The sequence below is a fragment of the Rhodococcus sp. NBC_00297 genome, assembly GCF_036173065.1.
Taxonomy (GTDB): domain Bacteria; phylum Actinomycetota; class Actinomycetes; order Mycobacteriales; family Mycobacteriaceae; genus Rhodococcoides.
The window spans coordinates 18,510-36,772 of the sequence record NZ_CP108042.1 but is presented as its reverse complement, the minus strand read 5'-3'; the positions used below and the strand labels follow the sequence as shown (position 1 = coordinate 36,772).

At 60.5% G+C, this 18,263-nt stretch carries 18 protein-coding genes; 8 read left to right on the top strand and 10 right to left on the bottom strand.

From position 1 onward, the window contains the following. Positions 1 to 337 precede the first annotated feature (337 nt). Both ald and OG947_RS21870 read left to right on the top strand, forming a co-directional pair. Positions 338 to 1,420 carry an alanine dehydrogenase gene (gene ald / locus OG947_RS21875; RefSeq protein WP_328814229.1) on the top strand — a complete coding sequence of 361 codons (1,083 nt, stop codon included), beginning with the start codon at positions 338 to 340 and terminating at the stop codon, positions 1,418 to 1,420. A gap of 252 nt (positions 1,421 to 1,672) precedes the next feature. Continuing rightward, positions 1,673 to 2,908 carry a LuxR C-terminal-related transcriptional regulator gene (locus OG947_RS21870; protein ID WP_328814228.1) on the top strand — a complete coding sequence of 412 codons (1,236 nt, stop codon included), beginning with the start codon at positions 1,673 to 1,675 and terminating at the stop codon, positions 2,906 to 2,908. Positions 2,909 to 3,026: 118 nt separating this feature from the next. Here the strand turns inward: OG947_RS21870 and OG947_RS21865 are convergent, their stop codons facing one another. From OG947_RS21865 to OG947_RS21855, 3 genes are all read right to left on the bottom strand, one after another. Continuing rightward, a complete protein-coding gene (locus OG947_RS21865) occupies positions 3,027 to 3,512 on the bottom strand; it encodes a hypothetical protein (RefSeq protein ID WP_328814227.1) in 486 nt (161 codons plus the stop codon). A gap of 83 nt (positions 3,513 to 3,595) precedes the next feature. Then, complete coding sequence (locus OG947_RS21860) at positions 3,596 to 5,035, bottom strand: APC family permease (protein ID WP_328814226.1); 1,440 nt, start codon at positions 5,033 to 5,035, stop codon at positions 3,596 to 3,598. Positions 5,036 to 5,443: 408 nt separating this feature from the next. Then, the gene (locus tag OG947_RS21855; RefSeq protein WP_328814223.1) at positions 5,444 to 6,217 is read right to left on the bottom strand and encodes an IclR family transcriptional regulator; all 774 of its coding nucleotides are present in this window, start codon (positions 6,215 to 6,217) and stop codon (positions 5,444 to 5,446) included. A gap of 47 nt (positions 6,218 to 6,264) precedes the next feature. Between OG947_RS21855 and OG947_RS21850 the strand changes: the two genes are divergently transcribed. The 5 genes from OG947_RS21850 (at position 6,265) to OG947_RS21830 (ending at position 11,157) form a co-directional block, all read left to right on the top strand. Continuing rightward, entirely contained in the window at positions 6,265 to 7,056 is a 792-nt protein-coding gene (locus tag OG947_RS21850; protein WP_328814222.1) for a 2-keto-4-pentenoate hydratase, read from the top strand. A gap of 36 nt (positions 7,057 to 7,092) precedes the next feature. Next, the gene (locus OG947_RS21845) at positions 7,093 to 8,037 is read left to right on the top strand and encodes an acetaldehyde dehydrogenase (acetylating) (protein WP_328814221.1); all 945 of its coding nucleotides are present in this window, start codon (positions 7,093 to 7,095) and stop codon (positions 8,035 to 8,037) included. Further along, complete coding sequence (dmpG, locus tag OG947_RS21840; protein WP_328814220.1) at positions 8,034 to 9,080, top strand: 4-hydroxy-2-oxovalerate aldolase; 1,047 nt, start codon at positions 8,034 to 8,036, stop codon at positions 9,078 to 9,080. Before OG947_RS21845 ends, dmpG begins: the two co-directional genes overlap by 4 nt. 356 nt (positions 9,081 to 9,436) lie before the next feature. Continuing rightward, positions 9,437 to 10,522 (top strand): S-(hydroxymethyl)mycothiol dehydrogenase, encoded by a 1,086-nt coding sequence (locus OG947_RS21835; RefSeq protein ID WP_328814219.1) that lies wholly within the window; start codon positions 9,437 to 9,439, stop codon positions 10,520 to 10,522. After that, the gene (locus tag OG947_RS21830; RefSeq protein ID WP_328814218.1) at positions 10,519 to 11,157 is read left to right on the top strand and encodes an MBL fold metallo-hydrolase; all 639 of its coding nucleotides are present in this window, start codon (positions 10,519 to 10,521) and stop codon (positions 11,155 to 11,157) included. The genes OG947_RS21835 and OG947_RS21830 overlap by 4 nt, the downstream gene beginning before the upstream one ends. 381 nt (positions 11,158 to 11,538) lie before the next feature. Here OG947_RS21830 and OG947_RS21825 read toward each other — a convergent pair whose 3' ends face one another. Then, positions 11,539 to 11,859 (bottom strand): DMT family transporter, encoded by a 321-nt coding sequence (locus OG947_RS21825; RefSeq protein ID WP_328814299.1) that lies wholly within the window; start codon positions 11,857 to 11,859, stop codon positions 11,539 to 11,541. After that, positions 11,859 to 12,098, bottom strand: coding sequence for a DMT family transporter (locus OG947_RS21820; protein WP_328814298.1), 240 nt, complete (start codon positions 12,096 to 12,098; stop codon positions 11,859 to 11,861). The genes OG947_RS21825 and OG947_RS21820 overlap by 1 nt, the downstream gene beginning before the upstream one ends. Positions 12,099 to 12,375: 277 nt before the next feature. Here OG947_RS21820 and OG947_RS21815 point away from each other — a divergent pair, with 277 nt between their 5' ends. Next, positions 12,376 to 12,957, top strand: a complete 582-nt coding sequence (locus OG947_RS21815; RefSeq protein WP_328814217.1) for a TetR/AcrR family transcriptional regulator — start codon at positions 12,376 to 12,378, stop codon at positions 12,955 to 12,957. Positions 12,958 to 12,978: 21 nt separating this feature from the next. Here OG947_RS21815 and OG947_RS21810 read toward each other — a convergent pair whose 3' ends face one another. From OG947_RS21810 to pcaH, 5 genes are all read right to left on the bottom strand, one after another. Continuing rightward, positions 12,979 to 14,109: an aromatic ring-hydroxylating oxygenase subunit alpha gene (locus OG947_RS21810; RefSeq protein WP_328814215.1), complete on the bottom strand. Its 1,131-nt coding sequence runs from the start codon at positions 14,107 to 14,109 to the stop codon at positions 12,979 to 12,981. A 313-nt stretch (positions 14,110 to 14,422) separates the two neighbouring features. Next, the gene (gene pcaDC / locus OG947_RS21805) at positions 14,423 to 15,568 is read right to left on the bottom strand and encodes a bifunctional 3-oxoadipate enol-lactonase/4-carboxymuconolactone decarboxylase PcaDC (protein ID WP_328814214.1); all 1,146 of its coding nucleotides are present in this window, start codon (positions 15,566 to 15,568) and stop codon (positions 14,423 to 14,425) included. Beyond that, entirely contained in the window at positions 15,565 to 16,878 is a 1,314-nt protein-coding gene (locus OG947_RS21800) for a lyase family protein (RefSeq protein WP_328814213.1), read from the bottom strand. Before OG947_RS21800 ends, pcaDC begins: the two co-directional genes overlap by 4 nt. Then, entirely contained in the window at positions 16,875 to 17,516 is a 642-nt protein-coding gene (gene pcaG, locus OG947_RS21795) for a protocatechuate 3,4-dioxygenase subunit alpha (RefSeq protein ID WP_328814212.1), read from the bottom strand. Before pcaG ends, OG947_RS21800 begins: the two co-directional genes overlap by 4 nt. Continuing rightward, on the bottom strand, positions 17,506 to 18,252 hold the full coding sequence (gene pcaH / locus OG947_RS21790) for a protocatechuate 3,4-dioxygenase subunit beta (protein WP_328814297.1): 747 nt from the start codon (positions 18,250 to 18,252) through the stop codon (positions 17,506 to 17,508). Before pcaH ends, pcaG begins: the two co-directional genes overlap by 11 nt. Positions 18,253 to 18,263 lie beyond the last annotated feature (11 nt).

Here is an 18,263-nt window from a genome sequence, read left to right as displayed (position 1 = left end):
TCGGCGAACGGTGTGGAGCGGTGCGTGGCTCATGAGGCCTCCCTCATCGCGCGGCACCGCTCGCAAGCTTTCTGGGAATTGCAGCTAGGTACCGACGGTGCCACGGCCGCCTTGTCGGAAGTCCCTGTGCCTCCGACGTGGTCTTCGTTTCGTGAGCGGTCCGGGACGTGGAGCGAACATTATTCGGATCGCGACGGTGTGTGCCCGCTTCGGCAGTCGATAATTCACTTTGTAACGCGAAATCTGCGCAGTTATTCTGTCCGGTTGTGCAAAATGTTGGATATATTCAAACTGATGGAGTACGCACGCACTGCCACGAAGCTGAGATGGAGAGAACATGAAGGTCGGCATCCCTCGAGAGATCAAGAACCATGAGTACCGGGTGGCGATCACCCCGGCAGGAGTGAACGAACTCGTCTCACGGGGACATGAGGTCGTCATCGAGGCGGGAGCCGGCCTCGGCTCGTCGTTCTCGGACAGCGACTACAAATATGCGGGTGCTCAGATCGTGGCTGACGCGGACGAGGTCTGGCAGACGGCCGAGCTGTTGCTCAAAGTCAAAGAGCCAATCGCCGAGGAGTACGCGCGGTTGCGTAAGGGCCAGGTCCTGTTCACCTACCTCCACCTCGCAGCATCCCGCGCGTGCACCGATGCTCTGTTGGCATCGGGCACCACCTCGATCGCTTACGAAACTGTGACGGGCACGGACGGTTCGCTTCCTTTGCTGGCGCCGATGAGCGAGGTCGCAGGGCGACTCGCACCGCAAGCGGGGGCCTACCACCTCATGGCGAGTGGCGGTGGCCGAGGTGTGCTGGTCGGGGGGGTGCCCGGTGTGCGGCCGGCGGAGGTCGTCGTGATCGGGGCGGGGGTATCCGGTAGGAACGCGGTTGCTATCGCCCACGGAATGCATGCCAACGTGACTGTTCTCGACTTGAACATCAAAGCACTGCGAGCGATCGACGATCTTTACAAGGGCGCAGTCAAGACGGTCGTCTCGAATTCACTGGAACTCGAGTCTGCAGTCGTCAGCGCGGACCTCGTCATCGGTGCAGTGCTGGTCCCCGGCGCAAAGGCCCCAAAATTGGTGTCCAATTCGCTGGTTCAGAAAATGAAGCCCGGGTCTGTTCTGGTCGATATCGCTATCGACCAGGGTGGGTGCTTCGAAGATTCTATCGCTACGACGCACGCCGAGCCCACGTACCGTGTGCACGATTCGGTCTTCTATTGTGTAGCTAATATGCCCGGCGCTGTCCCGCGCACGTCTACGTTCGCGCTGACCAATGCCACTCTTCCCTACGTTATCGCCCTCGCCGATAAAGGCTGGGAATTGGCCACGGCAGAGGATGGCGGTCTGCGTGAGGGGCTCAGTACTCACGACGGTGAGCTACTTTCGGCGAGCGTTGCCCAAGCTTTTGCCTGACTCCAGAGAATCTTGACGGGTACGAGCTGAGCAGTATCAGGGCAGGCCGTAAGGCCCTTGTGAATAATCCCGAGCGCTTGGTCCGGAGCTCTCGTGGCCGGACCAAGCGTGCTCACGAACATTCCGCAATGAACACGTCGGTCGAGCGTCAGGGTGCTGTGTTGGAATGTTCGGCACAACCAATATCGACGCACCACCTAGGATGGCATGATGGTAGCTGCGAGATTGCACTCGCAAGACCCCGTAGAACATATGGTCGCCATCGGGAGGGTCGTTTCTGGGCCGTTGCCCAGCATTGCGCAACGATTCTCGGATTACCTGGCGTCATCCTGCGCGCATGATGCGCTGATTATCTTTACCAAGGAATGCACAGGTAGACCACGTAAAGTATCAGGCGATCCGGACATCGTGAACGCTGTGACAATCAGCGAGCTTGATGCCATCAAGGCTTATGTAGCTGTCGCACAGATGTACCAAGGTGAGGCGCTACTGGGTCGTAGGATGGTCTCGGTTGCAGCCATTCTTGATGTCACTGACACTCTCCTGGTTTTGGTGAACCCTCGAATCCGTGCGCGTTCGGTCGACGCATCTTACTTGAACGCTCCTTTCGGACTAGTTGCGACATCGATTCGTCAACAGGTGGCTCAGGCCAGTCCGGACTATCTGGCAGAGTCGCGTGCAGCGACGACGGAACGAGCCCGTACCATCGCCGAGCTGACCGAGGTCCATGAAGCCGCATTGTCAGCGATACTCGACACTCTTCGGTCGAGTCGCCTTACCGACGAACGTGCGCGGTTGATCGCGAGCGACACTGCGTCATCTGCGTTGATAGCGGTGCGGGCCGCAGGCGCAGTCGATCAGGAGTTGTCAGAGGAGGCAGTAGCGACTGCGTTCGCGAGTCTGGTGGTCGAACTGCGATCTCTGTTGCGTCACAAAAGTGTCGAAGTAGAGTACGTACAACCTCCAGCTGATGGGAGGGCTCTCCCCGGAGAAATCGCACATGCGGCGAGAGCCATGGGCAAGGCCATCGTATTGGCATTTGCCGCGCAGGAGTCGTTGACGCGCTTGCGAGTGCAGTGGGGTTGCGACGGTAAGCATGTGCTTGTCGAGGTACGCGACAATGGGGGCGGCGGTGTCGATCGTGACGGTCTGATTCGACAGTTGTCGTCCCGACTCGCAATGCTTCGGGGGATTATGGACGTCGAGGTGGTGGCCGGCTGGGGTAGCCGAGTCGCGCTGTCTCTACCGCTCGATGCTCCTATAGCGAGAGCCGACGATCAGATGATCGCGAACCTGAACCGTCGGGAGCTCGATGTGTTGGCGCGCCTCGCACGTGGAATGCGCAATAAACCGATTGCAACGGAGCTCGCGATCAGTGAGAGCACTGTGAAGTTTCACGTCGCCAATATCCTCAAGAAACTAGAAGTGGGCAATCGCGGCGAAGCGGGACTACTCGGCGTCCGAGCTGGCCTCGTCATAGACGGTTGAGCCAGAGGTGCGTCACGAGATGTCGGTCGAGGTGGTCCGCCTCGCTGCACTATTGCCCTCCGCTCTGTGACGAACGAGCGCGAGCGGAGGGCAATAGTGCAGGAAATGAACGGAGTGCTTACTCGCTGATGACCGACTCGAGCAGCGCCGTACCGCCGTCTGCACCTGTGCTTTCCAGGCGTGCGAAGTCGAGGAGGCACTCTTCGTACCGAATCAAGGAGGACACGCCCGTGCGATCGTCCTCGTCCGAGATGGACTGGAGAAATTCCATGCCCCTGAGCCATGGTTCAGTGGATGGGATCCAGCCGGTCCAGAACTGCCTCCAGTTTTCGACCTGAGGGTACAAGGCGCCCCATCCGCGGCCGCGGTCTCGGGCAGCCTGCTCATCGATTTCGATCCCGCGGGCGGTCAGCAGCGGTCGAAGAGCTTGCGCCTTCGCCTTCTCGACCGCTACCAGCGCATCCGCTGCCCGCTCGTGCTCTTGTGCCGATACGTGTGTCTTGACGGCCTCCCATGCGGCTTCGCTGCTGATCACAGCACCATAGAGTTCCGCCACAAAAGCTGACTTCAGTGTGGAGCTGTTCGATTCGAGATCGATGGTCACGTGACTCCTTCTTGTTGACCTCAGGCGAAAAAGCATTACGGTATGCATTCTACAATCTGTGAGGACGAGACTGGCCCGCACGCTCAGATCAGTTGGTCCGCTGCGTCCGGTCGGTGCTCATTGCGGCGTGCTATCAGGCCGGCGCACCACAATACGGCGATTGTTCCCAGAACGGTCCACACGAGACCAGCGCTCGCACCCTCGGCCTCCGCAATCGAATACGCGATGATGAAGCCGGTTCCCAGCAGACCCAGAACAGACACTGCGCCGAAGCCGATGTCTCGCCTGCGAACCGAGTCCATGATGCCGACGACAGCAACTATCACATAGGCAACGAGCCAGGAGTACGAACTCATGGTGAAAAGATCGATGAACGTGGTGAACATAGGCCGGCCAATGACTAGCACGAACACCGCAAGAACGATGATCGAGAGTATGCAGATCGCCGCAGTCGCGCGAGCGGGCGTATGACGTTTGGGATCGATGTGGGCGAGTGACCGGGGAAGCATGCCGTCCTGAGCGGCGGTCCCTACGATTCGCCCTGCAGCGCTGATGAATACGATCAAGGAACCCATACTGGTCAGGAAGATCAAAGCGTCGGCAATCGAGCCGATGATAGCGACATTGCCCTCGTCGGCGAGAATGGACAACGGCGAGCTCCCCTCGGTGAGAGTGTCCAGGTTCTCCATCATGATGGGCAGAGTGAGTAGGATTCCGACGACTCCGACGAGGCCACCACACACCACGACGGCTCTGAGGATCGGAGGAATGGTTCGTCGGGGATTAGCCGTTTCCATCGCCAGTGCAGTAAAGCCTTCGAACCCGGAGAAGATGCCGAAGGCCAGGACCACGCCGGGCAGGAACAACGCGAGCGAGAAGTCCTGCAGCTGCAGCTGAGGCGTCAAGTCGAGGCCGCGATGCGCGACCGCGGCGATGATGCAGTAGACGATGAACGGCATGCCGATCCAGCCCAGAACGACGGCAACGTTCACGGACACCGACACTCCGCGTTGCACCAACCAGTAGCCGAAAGCCAGTAGTGCAGCCGCGATGACGACCTGTGCGAAGTGATTATTCACTTCGATACTGCTGATGCTGTTGACGAAGCTGACGAGGTACACCAGCATGTTCGCCGAGAACACCGTCAACATGCATGCGTATCCGACCATCAGGCATACGCCCACGAGGGAGCCGAGACGCTCTCCCGATTCGAGGTTGACGTACGACATCAGGGAGCCCGTCGCAAGATGGCGGCGTGCATAACGCGCAACGATGATCGCCAGGGTTCCGACGATCACTGTGCCGACAAGCATGGCGAGCCACGAGCTCCACGCAGACGAGTAAGCCATAGTGGCGCCCTGAGCTGCAAGAATCACCGGTAGAGCAAGCCCGGAGAGGGCAAAGAATAGGGCGCGTTTGGGTGAGATGACGCCCTGCGCGAGCTGGGTCTGACCGACTGCGTCCTCTGTGTGACCGTTGAGTTCAGGACCCGGATTGTCTTCCGCTGTGGATGGATGTGCCATCTGTACTCCTCCTGGAGGACGTGGACGCCGCCTGGCGTCTTCGAAGTGTGATGGGGGGTGGATCGCGCGACAGTGCGCCAAAAAATGGACCTAAGTACCGTCCGCGTGACCGCGACAGCATCCCGTCTACCGAGCGAATCACGCATGATGCAATGTATAACGTTTGCACTGTAACCCTCGTCACAACGGACTACAAGTGATCTGATGTTTACATGCCGGTGTGAGCGAAGGGTCATGAAAAGTCAGGTCTGAGCTGAAACCCTCGTGCGATACGTCAACCCGCGGCCATGTAGCTCACTCGGCGTGTAGTTCGACGCGCTCGAGGTCTCAGACGGAGAGTGGCCCGAAGGTCGTGAGGCGGTTCTACCGAGCGTTCGCCGGTCGATTCACAGACCCGCCCGAAATCTCTCACTTGTGAGCGAAGTCTTGCGGCTCGGTTTCCGGTGGCGTGCGCGCGAGTACCCTTCCGAGGGCCAATGCTGCAGTTCGTACGGCCGGAGCCAGCATCTCCGGGGCGAAGTCCTGTGTGGGAACCGATACCGACAACGCGGCTATGGGTGAGCCGGCCACCACAACTGGTGCCGCCAAACAGCAACCCCCCAGCGCTGCCTCTTCTCGTTCAGTCGCGACACCCGACCGTCGAGCAGCTGCTAGTTGCCGGACGAGCATCTGCGGATCGACGATCGAATGCGTCGTGTACCGGCGCAATGGCCTCATCAGAATCTCTGCCTGTACTTCTGCGGTCTCCGAAGCAAGCAATGCCTTGCCGACCGCTGTGCAGGTCAGCGGTAGTCGTCCGCCGATCTGAGATGGCAGCGGGAGTGAGGAATGGCCGTGGATCTTCTCAACGTATACTGCGTCGTGTCCGTCGCGCACCGCCAGATGGACGGTCTGCTCCGTCACCGCGAAGAGATCCTGCATGAACGGCATCGCGGCAGTACGCAGCCGATGCTTCAACCCTACTCTCTCCCCAAGTTCGAACAGGGCCATGCCAAGTTCGAATGTGTTGCCGTGGCGAGAGATCCAGCCGAGCCCGACGAGAGCGCTCAACAGTCGGTGAGTGGTCGATCGGGGCAGACCCGTTCGAACGGACACCTCGGCGAGACTCAACGCCGTGCCGCCCGGGAACACGTCCAAGATCAAGGCTGAACGCTGCAACAAGGACAACGCATCCCGTTTCATGGGACACATCCTATCGCTGCTGTATGGGCGGGGATAGCTTCGAGCTCATGACACCAGTCGGATCCCACGCGATCGAAGTTGCTGCCGATCGTCTGGCCCACGCAGCCAGAGTTCGAACGCCCTGTGCTCCGGTGCGAGACCTGATCGGGCGCGACGACGTCGGAGCTGCGTATCTTGTGCAGTCCCGCAACGTCGACTCTCTGGTTCGCTCGGGTCGCCTAATCGTGGGTCGCAAAATCGGACTCACATCGAAGGCCGTACAGGCGCAATTGGGAGTGGATCAGCCGGACTTCGGTGTCCTCCTGGACGATTTCGACGTCTCGGATGTGGGTGCGATCGCGTTCGACAGGCTACTGCAGCCCCGTATCGAAGCGGAGATCGGCTTTCTCCTCGCTTCGGACATCGAGGAGCCGACCACCGCCGAGAGGGTGCAGTCATCTGTGAGTACGGTGTTCGCGTCGTTCGAGATCGTCGACAGTCGTATTTCGGATTGGGACATCAGTCTCGCTGACACGATTGCCGACAACGCCTCGTCGGGCCTGTACGTGTTGGGGGACCGTGTTGATCGCACCGCTGTTCCGAATCTGGCCGACGTCACGATGACGATGACAGCCGACGGCGAACTCGTATCGGAAGGACGGGGTTCGGACTGTCTCGGCAGCCCGTGGGAGGCACTCGCGTGGCTGGCGAACACAAGTATCGAGTACGGAAGTGCCCTCCGCGCGGGCGAAGTCGTTCTGTCCGGCGCACTCGGCCCGATGGTCTCCGTGACCCGCGGTTCTACTTTTCACGCTTCCATCGTCGGCGTCGGCGACGTGACAGCGACATTCACAAAATGACCCCCCCGCAGGTTTCGAAAGGCACGTGAGGACCATATGAGTAAGTCCAAGGTCGCAGTGATCGGATCAGGCAACATCGGCACCGATCTCGTCATCAAGTTGAAACGCGTTGCACAGAACCTCGAGATCGCCGTGCTCGTCGGTATCGATCCAGCCTCCGACGGTCTGGCGCGCGCCCGTCGCATGGGGATCGACACTGTCGATTCCGGCGTGCAGGGTCTCATCGAACACCATGACTTCGACGACATCGACATCATCTTCGATTCCACTTCTGCGAAAGCGCACCTGGCCAACGAACAAGCCCTCCGGCCGCACGACAAGCGCTTGATCGACCTGACTCCTGCAGCGATCGGTCCGTACGTAGTGCCGGCAGTCAATCTCGACGAACATCTCGGGGCAACCGATGTGAACATGGTGACCTGCGGTGGTCAGGCCACCATTCCAATCGTGGCGGCTGTCTCCGCGGTCACCTCCGTTCATTACGCGGAGATCGTGGCCTCCATCGCGTCGAAATCTGCGGGACCTGGTACCCGCGCGAACATCGACGAGTTCACCGAAACTACCTCCGAGGCAATCGTTGAGGTGGGTGGCGCCGCGTACGGCAAAGCCATCATCGTCCTGAACCCAGCAGAACCCCCGCTCATCATGCGTGACACCGTCCTCCTGCTCGTCTCCGATCCTGACCAGGAGGAAATCCGCAGATCAATTCAGAACATGGTTGGAAAAGTATCGGCGTACGTCCCCGGTTACAGACTCAAACAGGAGGTCCAGTTCGCACGCCTCGACGACGCGGAGTCTGTCAGAACCCTGACCGGAGGCATCGACAGAGGCCCGAACTTGTGGAAGGTGTCCGTTTTTCTCGAAGTCGAAGGCGCCGCCCACTACCTCCCAGCCTATGCAGGAAACCTCGACATCATGACCTCCGCCGCCATACAGGTTGCGGAGAAAATCGCCGAGAACAACATGGAGAAAGCGCGATGAGCGAGACGACAGCCCGGCCCAACGTGACGGACGGCGCCGCGCTCTACATTCAGGACGTCACTCTTCGTGACGGCATGCATGCCATGCGACATCGCATCAGCCCCGAGAATGTTGCCCGTGTTGCCAGCGCCCTCGACAGCGCCGGGGTCGATGCCATCGAGGTGACACACGGTGACGGTCTCGCGGGCCATAGCTTGACGTACGGTCCCGGTAGTAACACTGACTGGGAATGGATCGAGGCCGCCGCTGCGGTCGTGCACCGGGCGAAGCTGACAACGTTGCTGCTTCCGGGAGTCGGAACCGTCACCGAGCTCGAGCACGCATACAAACTGGGAGTGACCTCGGTAAGAGTCGCAACGCACTGCACGGAAGCGGATGTGGCTGCGCAGCACATCCAGAAAGCACGCGAACTCGGAATGGATGTTGCCGGGTTCTTGATGATGTCCCATCTCGCCGAGCCCGCACAGCTGGCGGACCAGGCAAAGCTGATGGAGTCCTACGGCGCGCAGTGTGTCTACGTCACCGACTCCGGTGGGCGGTTGACGATGGACGGGGTTCGTGAGCGGGTACGCGCCTACCGCGATGTACTTGATGCGGACACGCAGATCGGGATCCACGCTCACCAGAACCTGTCGTTGTCAGTGGCCAATTCCATCGCCGCGGTGGAGGAAGGTGTCACACGCGTCGACGCGTCGCTGGCAGGACACGGTGCCGGTGCCGGCAATTGCCCGATCGAGCCCTTCGTGGCGGTCGCGGACCTGTACGGGTGGAAGCACAACTGCGACCTGTTCGGTCTGCAGGATGCCGCCGACGACATCGTGCGTCCGTTGCAGGATCGACCCGTGCAGGTCGACCGTGAGACTCTCACACTCGGCTATGCAGGTGTCTACTCGAGCTTTCTGCGCCACGCCGAAGCTGCAGCCAAGCAGTACGGACTCGACACCCGAACCATCCTTATGGCAGTCGGCGAACGAGGGTTGGTCGGTGGCCAAGAGGACCTGATAACCGACATCGCCCTCGACTTGGTGGCATCTCGAACATGATTCGGTCAACCGTCGTTAAAAGTCTCTGCAACACAGAGAGTCGGGGGAAAGTGAGGCGTGGCCAATCTCGTGTCACCGCGCGGGTCAATCCCCACGGTGCCGACAAGCGATGAACTGGCCTGGGCAATGTTCTCCGAAGAACTGAACGGCCCATTCGTGCGGAGCGCGTGCTCATAGGCAAAGGGAAGGCACTCCGACGGAATGTCTGCCTAGCTGTACTGATCGGTCTTCGCGCGCGGAGGTACTTTCGGCAGTTGATGGAGCCCCGTAATGTTGCCGGCCCGTGTCAGAAGACCGTCGAAAATCCCGCTGACATCAGCTTCGACTCAACCAATCCACAATTTTTTGGAGAGAAAATGCCCCAAACAGTGCGTGCTGTCGTCGCTCGGAGCAAGGGTGCTCCGGTGTCCATCGAGACCATCGTCGTTCCGGATCCCGGTCCCAACGACGTCGTGGTGACGATCCAGGCGTGTGGTGTGTGCCATACCGACCTGCACTACCGCGAGGGTGGAATCAACGACGAGTTCCCGTTCCTGCTCGGCCACGAAGCCGCGGGTGTCGTGGAGACCGTCGGTGATGCGGTGACACACGTCGAGGTCGGAGACTTCGTCGTCCTGAACTGGCGCGCAGTGTGCGGACAGTGTCGTGCCTGCAAGCGCGGTGAGCCCTGGTACTGCTTCGACACCCACAACGCCTCCCGCACGATGACGCTCGAGGACGGAACCGAACTGTCTCCGGCACTGGGCATCGGAGCATTCGCGGACAAGACGCTCGTCCACGAGGGCCAGTGCACCAAGGTCGACCCCTCCGCCGACCCCGCCGTCGTCGGACTGCTCGGCTGCGGCGTGATGGCAGGCCTCGGCGCGGCGATGAACACCGGCAACGTCGGACGCGGTGACTCCGTCGCCGTCATCGGATGCGGCGGCGTCGGCAACGCCGCGATCGCCGGGGCTCGGCTGGCAGGCGCAGGCACGATCATCGCGGTCGACCGCGACAAGGGAAAGTTGGAGTGGGCTCGCGATCTGGGCGCCACACACACCGTCGACGCCTCCGACGTGGATGCGGTCGAGGCCATCCAGGAACTGACCGGCGGCTTCGGGGCCGACGTCGTCATCGACGCCGTCGGGCGTCCGGAGACGTGGAAGCAGGCGTTCTACGCCCGCGACCTCGCCGGCACCGTCGTCCTCGTCGGTGTCCCGACGCCGGAGATGACCCTCGAGATGCCGCTCATCGACTTCTTCAGCCGCGGTGGGTCGCTCAAGTCGTCCTGGTACGGCGACTGCCTGCCCGAGCGCGACTTCCCGATGCTGGTCGATCTCTATAAGCAGGGCCGGTTGCCCCTCGAGAAGTTCGTCACCGAGCGCATCTCGCTCGACGACGTCGAAGCGGCGTTCGACACCATGGCCAAGGGCCAGGTCCTGCGTTCGGTGGTGGTTCTGTGACCACGCCATCCGGCTTCCGGGTCGAAAGGGTCGTCACCTCCGGCACGTTCGAGCTCGACGGCGGATCCTGGGACGTCGACAACAACATCTGGATCGTCGGCGACGACTCCGAGGTCGTGGTGATCGATGCCGCTCACGCCGCCGGCCCGATCGTCGACGCCGTCGGTGGCCGGAAGGTCGTCGCCGTGGTGTGCACCCACGGACACAACGATCACGTGACGGTCGCGCCCCAGCTCGGAGAGCTCTGTAACGCACCCGTGCTGCTGCACCCCGCAGACGACGTGCTCTGGAAAGCATCGCACCCCGACTTCTCCTACTGGAGTCTCGACGACGGCGCTAAAATCGGAGTGGCAGGGACCGAACTGGTCGCAATTCACACGCCCGGTCATTCACCGGGGTCCAGTTGCCTTTACCTCCCGGAAGCCGGTCACCTGTTCAGCGGCGACACACTGTTCTCCGGTGGACCGGGCGCCACCGGGCGGTCGTACTCCGACTTCCCGACCATCATCGGCAGCATCCGGGAACGTCTGTTCGCACTCCCGCCCGAGACGATCGTGAACACCGGTCACGGCGACGGGACCTCGATCGGCGACGAGTCACCTCATCTCGAGGAATGGATCGCGCGCGGATACTGAACACGGCGCCGGGTAACGAACCGGACGACCGATGGAAGTGGGCGCTGCGCGTAGATGACGGCTTGGTCAACACACGCAGCGCCCATTTCGCCGCTCATCGACACCCGGTCGGGCATCGGCCGGCGTTCTGTGGCAGAAGCTATCCGGTCGCCGAACAAGGCAATGCGCCCGGTGCTCCTTCGATATCAAGACAGACGTCGGATTAGCAGAATCATAGTTTTCACATGTGGAATAATTATCTCGGCAGTGTGCCCGACGTTCGTGCGATCACGTGAGACGTAAGTCTGACCGGTGTCGATCCCGATGTGCGAACCGACCCGCCGCCGAGGCCGCCACATCTGTCGACTCGCAAGATACCGCGCTGAGATGATCTGAGTAGCTCTAGTGACTTGCGCCCAGTTCTATGCACAATACCCCGAACATGATCAGTACGATTCCGAATGCCATCCTCGCCGATAAACGCTCATGGAATATGTAGTGTCCCGCGATCGATGTCAGCGCCACTCCGCATGCGCCCCAGATTCCATAAGCAATACCGACGCTCATGCCAGCGCCCAAGGTTTTGGCAAGGAGCACAAATGCCGCTCCATAGCCTACAGCGACCGGAATCAACCATTTCTTCCGGCGCCCCCCCTCCGACGCACGCAGCGATACGGTACCTGCAACCTCAGACAAAATAGCTGCACCTAGAAACCACCACATCACATACTGCTCAGTTCGACATCTGTGCTGGCCCCCGGCGATGTGGAACCAGTCTCGATCAAGACAACACCCGCTATCACAAGAACTATTCCGGTACCTATCGCGGCGTTCAGGTGGTCATCGAACAGTACGGCCCCCAGCAACGCTGTCAGGGCGATGCCGACCGCCGACCATACCCCATAAACGACTCCTATCGGAGCGCCGGTTCGCAGTATCAATGCAAGTAGTGCGAACGACACGCCGTAACCGATCACGAACACCGCAATACCAGATCGGCGACGTGGTGGCCGCCATCTTCAATGACATCGTCCCTGCTACTTCGATTGTAATTGCGAACGACAGAAGCAACCATGCCTCGTTCTTCATATATTGCCTTTCAGTGCGGTAACTCGCATTTGATTGAGACGGCCCGGTTGGTGCGTGAACGGAGACCCCTCGTGGTCCGACGTGCGGCGCAACTGGTCGAACTGCCATCTTCTCGGGACCCGCCGTGCCCGTCGAATAGCATGTAACGTGATGACACGTACGAAGACCGCGCCGCGCCGTCCGGATCGCAGTCGGCGCCAGCGAATCATTGATGCAACTCTCACGGTCATCGCGGATTTCGGTGTCGAGGGGTTGACGCACCGCCGGGTTGCTGTCACTGCCGGGGTGCCTGCTTCAGCCCCCTCGTACTACTTCGATTCCATCGAGGACCTTTTGCAGGCCGCTCTAGTGGAAGTCGTCGCGCTCGAGATGCAAGCTTTTCGCAGGCGCCTCTCAGGTCTCGAGTCGGTCAGCCAATTGCCGGAACTGCTCGCTGCCTATGTTGTCGAAGGCGTTCGTCAGGATCCGGCGAAGATTGTGGTTTTCGGCGAACTGCACGTTGCAGCGTTGAGGCGGACCGGCTTGCGCGAGGTTGTCAATGAGTGGGATTCGATGTGGCTGGACTTACTGGCGCCCATGATCGGTGCTAGAGCAGCGCTCACCACTACCTTGCTGTCCGGAGAACTGTCGCAGCGTGCGCTCAGGTCGAGTGACAATCTGGACGCAGCAGAGGTTGAAGAGATTTTTCGATCGGCGTGTGGACTTCCTCAAAACCACGTCGACCACACCTGAGCACCCTGACTATGACCGGGATCAAGATGGCTTCATCAGTTCCAGATACTGGTTCAACGCCGTTTTGATGAGTGCCTCTCGAACTGGATTGTTGGGCCCCGGAACAAACCGATGTGAATTGACACCTCGCTGGTTCAGTTCAGCAAGTCCGCAATCTTCTTTGTTCGTTATATCGAATATTTCAGTCAAGGTTTTGATCGAATAGTCCACATCTTCGACGGCATCTTCATGAACGAACCATTGCGAAACCAGACGCGTGGTGTCTTTGTCGATCGGTGCAATATCCAAGCTGACAGCATGGTCAGCGAAGTAAACTGGTCCGGTAAAGAATGGAATATTGAGATATCCTACGCTGAGGTCCGGCACGAAGCCAGCGCCGAGTGGTTTGGATGAGACCCATTCGCCGTCCATCGAGAATGATTTCATTCCCTTGCGCAATGGGAAGTGACGTTGGTTTCCGCCTGTGTCGTGTTGCGATGTGGTATAAAATCCCGAGTAATCGCATGTGGCGGAAAGCGACTGATGCGCTCCGGGGCAGTGGTAGCATTCGCAGTTGTTCTCCAAGAGCAACTTCCAGTTTGCTTTGACGATATACTCTTTTTGACACGCAATCTTGGTACGTTCAGGTTCCATTCGTCGTAAAAGTTCGATATTGCTGACTGATGGGCCAAGTGTATCCGCTAGCGGGGGCGCCTCGTCAGGATTGCCTAACCAGACCCAGATCCCGCCGTGGAAAATGTCACAATATGCTTCGTGCAACGGCCAATCCGAATAATTGAGAGTCGTCGTGTCCGGGGATCCGGGAACTCCTTGAAGTTGGCCGTTCATCCCGTATGTCCAATTGTGATAAGGGCATACAAGGCGACTTGCTGTACCGGCCGTTCCGGTGGTGCAAAGTTGTGCACCCCGGTGTCTGCAGACGTTGTAGAACGCCTTCAAGCGAAGCTCGTGGTCCCGGGTGAAAATCAAGCTTTCCGGACCTATGCTGCGGCTGAAGAAATCTCCCGGTGCGCGTACTTGGCTGACGTGCCCCGCATAGAGCCATTGGCGGTAAAATAATTTCTGCAGCTCTTCGTCATAGATCTCCTGAGAGACGTAGTAAGAACGGGGCAGACTTGTGAAGTAGTCGAGATGTTCGATAGCGGTCGGCATTCGGCGCTCCCGTGATTGTTGGGACAGTTGTCCTAACGGCGTCAGACGATTTTGTCAGGGGTGGTCGTCGCTGTCAACGGGTGGAACCAGGCGGAGTCAGGTCTTCCGGTGAGAGCGTGGAGACATGCAGAAGATCCGTTGCGCTCAGGGAGAGAGACGACCGTCCTACAGACAAGAGCCGGGGGTACGTCTACGAGCCACGAATCTCGGTTATGTCTGCAATTGGGCGGTGTCGGTGCGACGCCGGAAGCCAGTCGCGACGCCTGCATCACCCGCACTGTGACCGATGACGGTGTCGTGTCTCCGGGGTCTTTCACTGAGCCTCATCAATGGCGGTCTTCGCCAGAGCAAAGGCTCGGTTGCTGTTCGGGACGCCCGCATACACGGCGGTATGGAGGAATACTTCCGCGAGTTCGTCGGGGTCGATTCCTGCTCGAAGAGCTGCGCGAATGTGCATGTCGAGTTCGTGTTCGTTTCCAACGGCCGTCAGGATCCCGATGGTGAGCAACCGTCTGGTGTGGTGGCTGAGGCCGGGTCGGCTCCAGATGTCGCCCCACGCAGTGCGGGTGATGAAGTCCTGAAAAGGTTCCGTGAAAGAGGTTGTCGCAGCGATAGAGCGATCGACATGGTCGTCGCCCAGAACGGAGCGACGGACGGTGGTACCGACGGACGTGGCCAGCGTGCGGCTGAGGGCGATCCCGATATGAGTGAGAAGAAGATCTGTGACGATGCCAGCCTGCTCGATGCTAGCGATGTGGGCCGCGGGACCGATCACGTTCATCGTTGCTCTTCGAATACTCGCTGCTAGTAGGGACATCACTGACGGTGGCGTCGCGGGATCGTGGTCGCCGGCGATAATCAGGGTGCGCGCGGAGATACGGTCGAGGTCCGGTCGGGCATCCCATCGCGCGAGAGCTTCGCAACAGGCTGCGTACCCTTCGTCGTCGACAGCGCGAATCATGTCGAGCGATCGCTCGACAAGTCGGGCATCTCGTTGGGCGAGTGCAGGTGTGAACCACCGCTCGACGACCGAGCTGGCGATGGCGCCGATCCCATGGCGTCGGACGTCGTCGGCGCGTGCTGTCCAGTTCGTGGGGTCTCCGAATTGTGCAGCAGTACACAACAACGTGAGGGACGCGACTCTTTCTGGTCTGTGAATGGCGATCCACTGGAAGACCGCCCCTCCCAGGGACAACCCGACAAAATGGGCGCTCGCCACGTCGAGAGTATCGAGCAACGCGAGCACATCGGATGCGAGGTCTGCGATCGTGTACGGGCCCGCCGGTGCAGGGCTGCCACCATGGCCCCGATGATCAGCTGTGACCACTGTCGCCACTGCAGACAGAGGCCCGACCTGAGGTGCCCACATGGAGCGGTCCGACCCCAGTGATCCGAGTAGTACGACGGTGCCGGCCCCGGCAGGGCCGGCGACGACTTCGTGCGCGAGTGAAACTGTCACGGGGTTCTCATCTCGGGGTTGGAAACATGAGCAAGGGCGGAATCGACGAGGTCTCCTGCGTGGCCGGTGTAGTGGTCTGGGTCCAGCAGGGTTAGCACGACATCGCGACCCAGGTGGTCGAGTATTCGGGGGTCGTCGTCGAGCCGTCGGCCACTCATACAAGCCTCGGTGACGATCGTGCGGGCGTCATCGACATGTTGTGCCAGTGCAGCGGTCACGCGTTCAGCGAAGATAGCTCCACCCGTGATGCCCAGATTCCGACGCATCACGTCGGCGTGCACACGCAACCCGGTCAACGATTCGGCGAGTCGCGCCGTCGCCCCCCCGGTACCGCGGACGACGTCGACCGCGGTAAGCCATTCGGCGTGCCACAATCCCGACGCGCGTTGATGATCGTGCGACATCGTGGACAGAATGGTGGCGACGGCGCCGGGGACACGAGATGCCGCAGCGCGAGCGGTGATCGCTGCCACGGGGTTGCGTTTGTGAGGCATGGCTGACGATCCGCCGGGTGCGCTCTCCGCCACCTCGCCTACTTCTGTCGTACTGAGCAGAGTTATCGTCAGGGCGGGACCGGAGCATGCACCGGCCATGACACCGAACGCTGTGGCGATTCGCGCGAGAGGAACCCTGTCGGTATGCCAGGGTACGGGTGGCTCCCGTAGTCCGAGTCTCGCTGCCAGTGCGGTCGACACGGTCCTACCTTCTGGGTGAAGTGCAGCCAGAGTGCCGGCGGCTCCGCCGATCTGAATTACGGCGGATTCGAGAGCGGACGACAACAGAGTGGCCGCGTCGTACATCGAGACCGCCCACCCGGCGGCAACTGCCCCGAATGTGGTCGGTGCGGCCTGCTGTCCCAGCGTTCGCGCCACCATCGTGGTGTCGCGATGCCGGCGCGCCAAATCTGCGGCCGCGTCGACACAGCGACGGGCGTCGGAGAGAACTGAGTCTCCCGCGCGCCGCAGCAGGAGCATCAGCGCTGTGTCCATGACGTCTTGACTGGTAGCACCGTGGTGGACCGACCGCGGCGCCACGGTTGCCGTACGCCGTAGCCACTCAACGAGTGGTATGACCGGATTGCCGCCGGACGCGGCTTCGTGGCCGAGCGCGACGATATTGCATTCTTCGGCGAGATATGTGGCTGCGCGCTCAATTTCCTCGGCATCACCGCCCGGGATCAGGCCAGCGGACGCGCAGGCGTATCCGAGCGCTACTTCGACATCGAGCAGCGCGCGGACCCATGCGGTGTCGCTGAGCGCCGTCGACACTGCGGACGATCCGAACACCGGATCGAACAGCGGCGAGCTCACAACAGAAAGAACGGGGTCTCGAACCCGTCCGCGTCCTGCACGACGACGCGTAGATGATAACCACCAGGCACGGTATCGGCGATGAGAGCAGACCGTCGATGAGCTGGCACCGTGGCCAGCACGGGATCTGCTGCATTGGCATCCTGCTCGTCCGGGAAATACACTCTGGTCACCAAACGTTCGAGCATTCCTCGGGCGAAAATTCCGACGTCGATGTGAGGCGCCTCGATCCGGCCTTCCTCCGCTGGGAGTGGACCCGGTTTGACAGTGTGCACGACAGCGGTTCCGTTCTCGTTCGCTACAGCACGTCCGAAGCCACGAAATCCCCTCGGTGACAGTCGCACGCGGCCTCGTGGATCGTCGTCGTGATCGAATCGTCCTGCAGCGTCGGCCTGCCAAGTTTCGATCATCGCATCCGCAATCGGATCGCCCGACCCGTCCACCAGAGTGATGGAGACGTCTATGCTTCCGGCTGTCCCGGGTGGAACGACGTCGGGTCCATCGGGCCAAGGTAGTCCGATGTGCAGGTAAGGGCCGACCGTCTGCGACGGTGTCTGTCCAAACGGTACCGTCGTGAAATTGCCGGTTTCCGATGAGTAGCGCGGGACGAAAACAGTGTTCGAGGAATCAGTCGTCATGATCATGTCCTTCGAACGGAGTGGCGTTGCGACCCCGCAGAACGATGTCGAAGCGGAACCCGAGTGCCCAGCTCTCACGGGTCGCATCGTGATCGTAGACACTGACCATCCGTTGACGAGCCCCATCGGGTACCGAATTGTAAATAGGATCCTGAAAAAAGAGAGGGTCGTCCGGAAAGTACATCTGCGTCACGAGGCGCTGCGTGAAAGCGGTTCCGAACAGTGAGAAGTGAATGTGTGCGGGACGCCACGCGTTACCGTGGTTACCCCACGGATAAGCGCCGGGCTTGACGGTGGTGAAGGAATAGTGGCCGGTGGAATCGGTCAGTACCCGCCCGACACCTGCGAAGTGCGGATCAAGCGGTGCGGGCCACGTGTCGAGCGCGTGTCGGTAGCGTCCGGCCGCGTTGGCCTGCCATACCTCGACCAAAGCATGGGGAATCGCGCGTCCGTCGCTGTCCAGCACGCGACCATGCACGATGATGCGTTGTCCCTGAGCCTCGCCGCCGTTGACCCGCGTCAGGTCGGCGTCTGCCTCGGTCACACGTTCCTCGCCCAGAACTGGACCGGTGATTTCGGTGAGCCTCTGCGGTAGAAGCACCAACGGTGAGCGCGGATGTCGTAATGAGGTGGTGCGGTAGTCGGCGAAATCCCGCGGTGCGTGGTCAGCCGACTGATCACGGTAAGGGCCTGACGTGGCTGCGCCCGATGTGGAAGTACCCGAGAGGTACAACAGGGAGGCGTCTG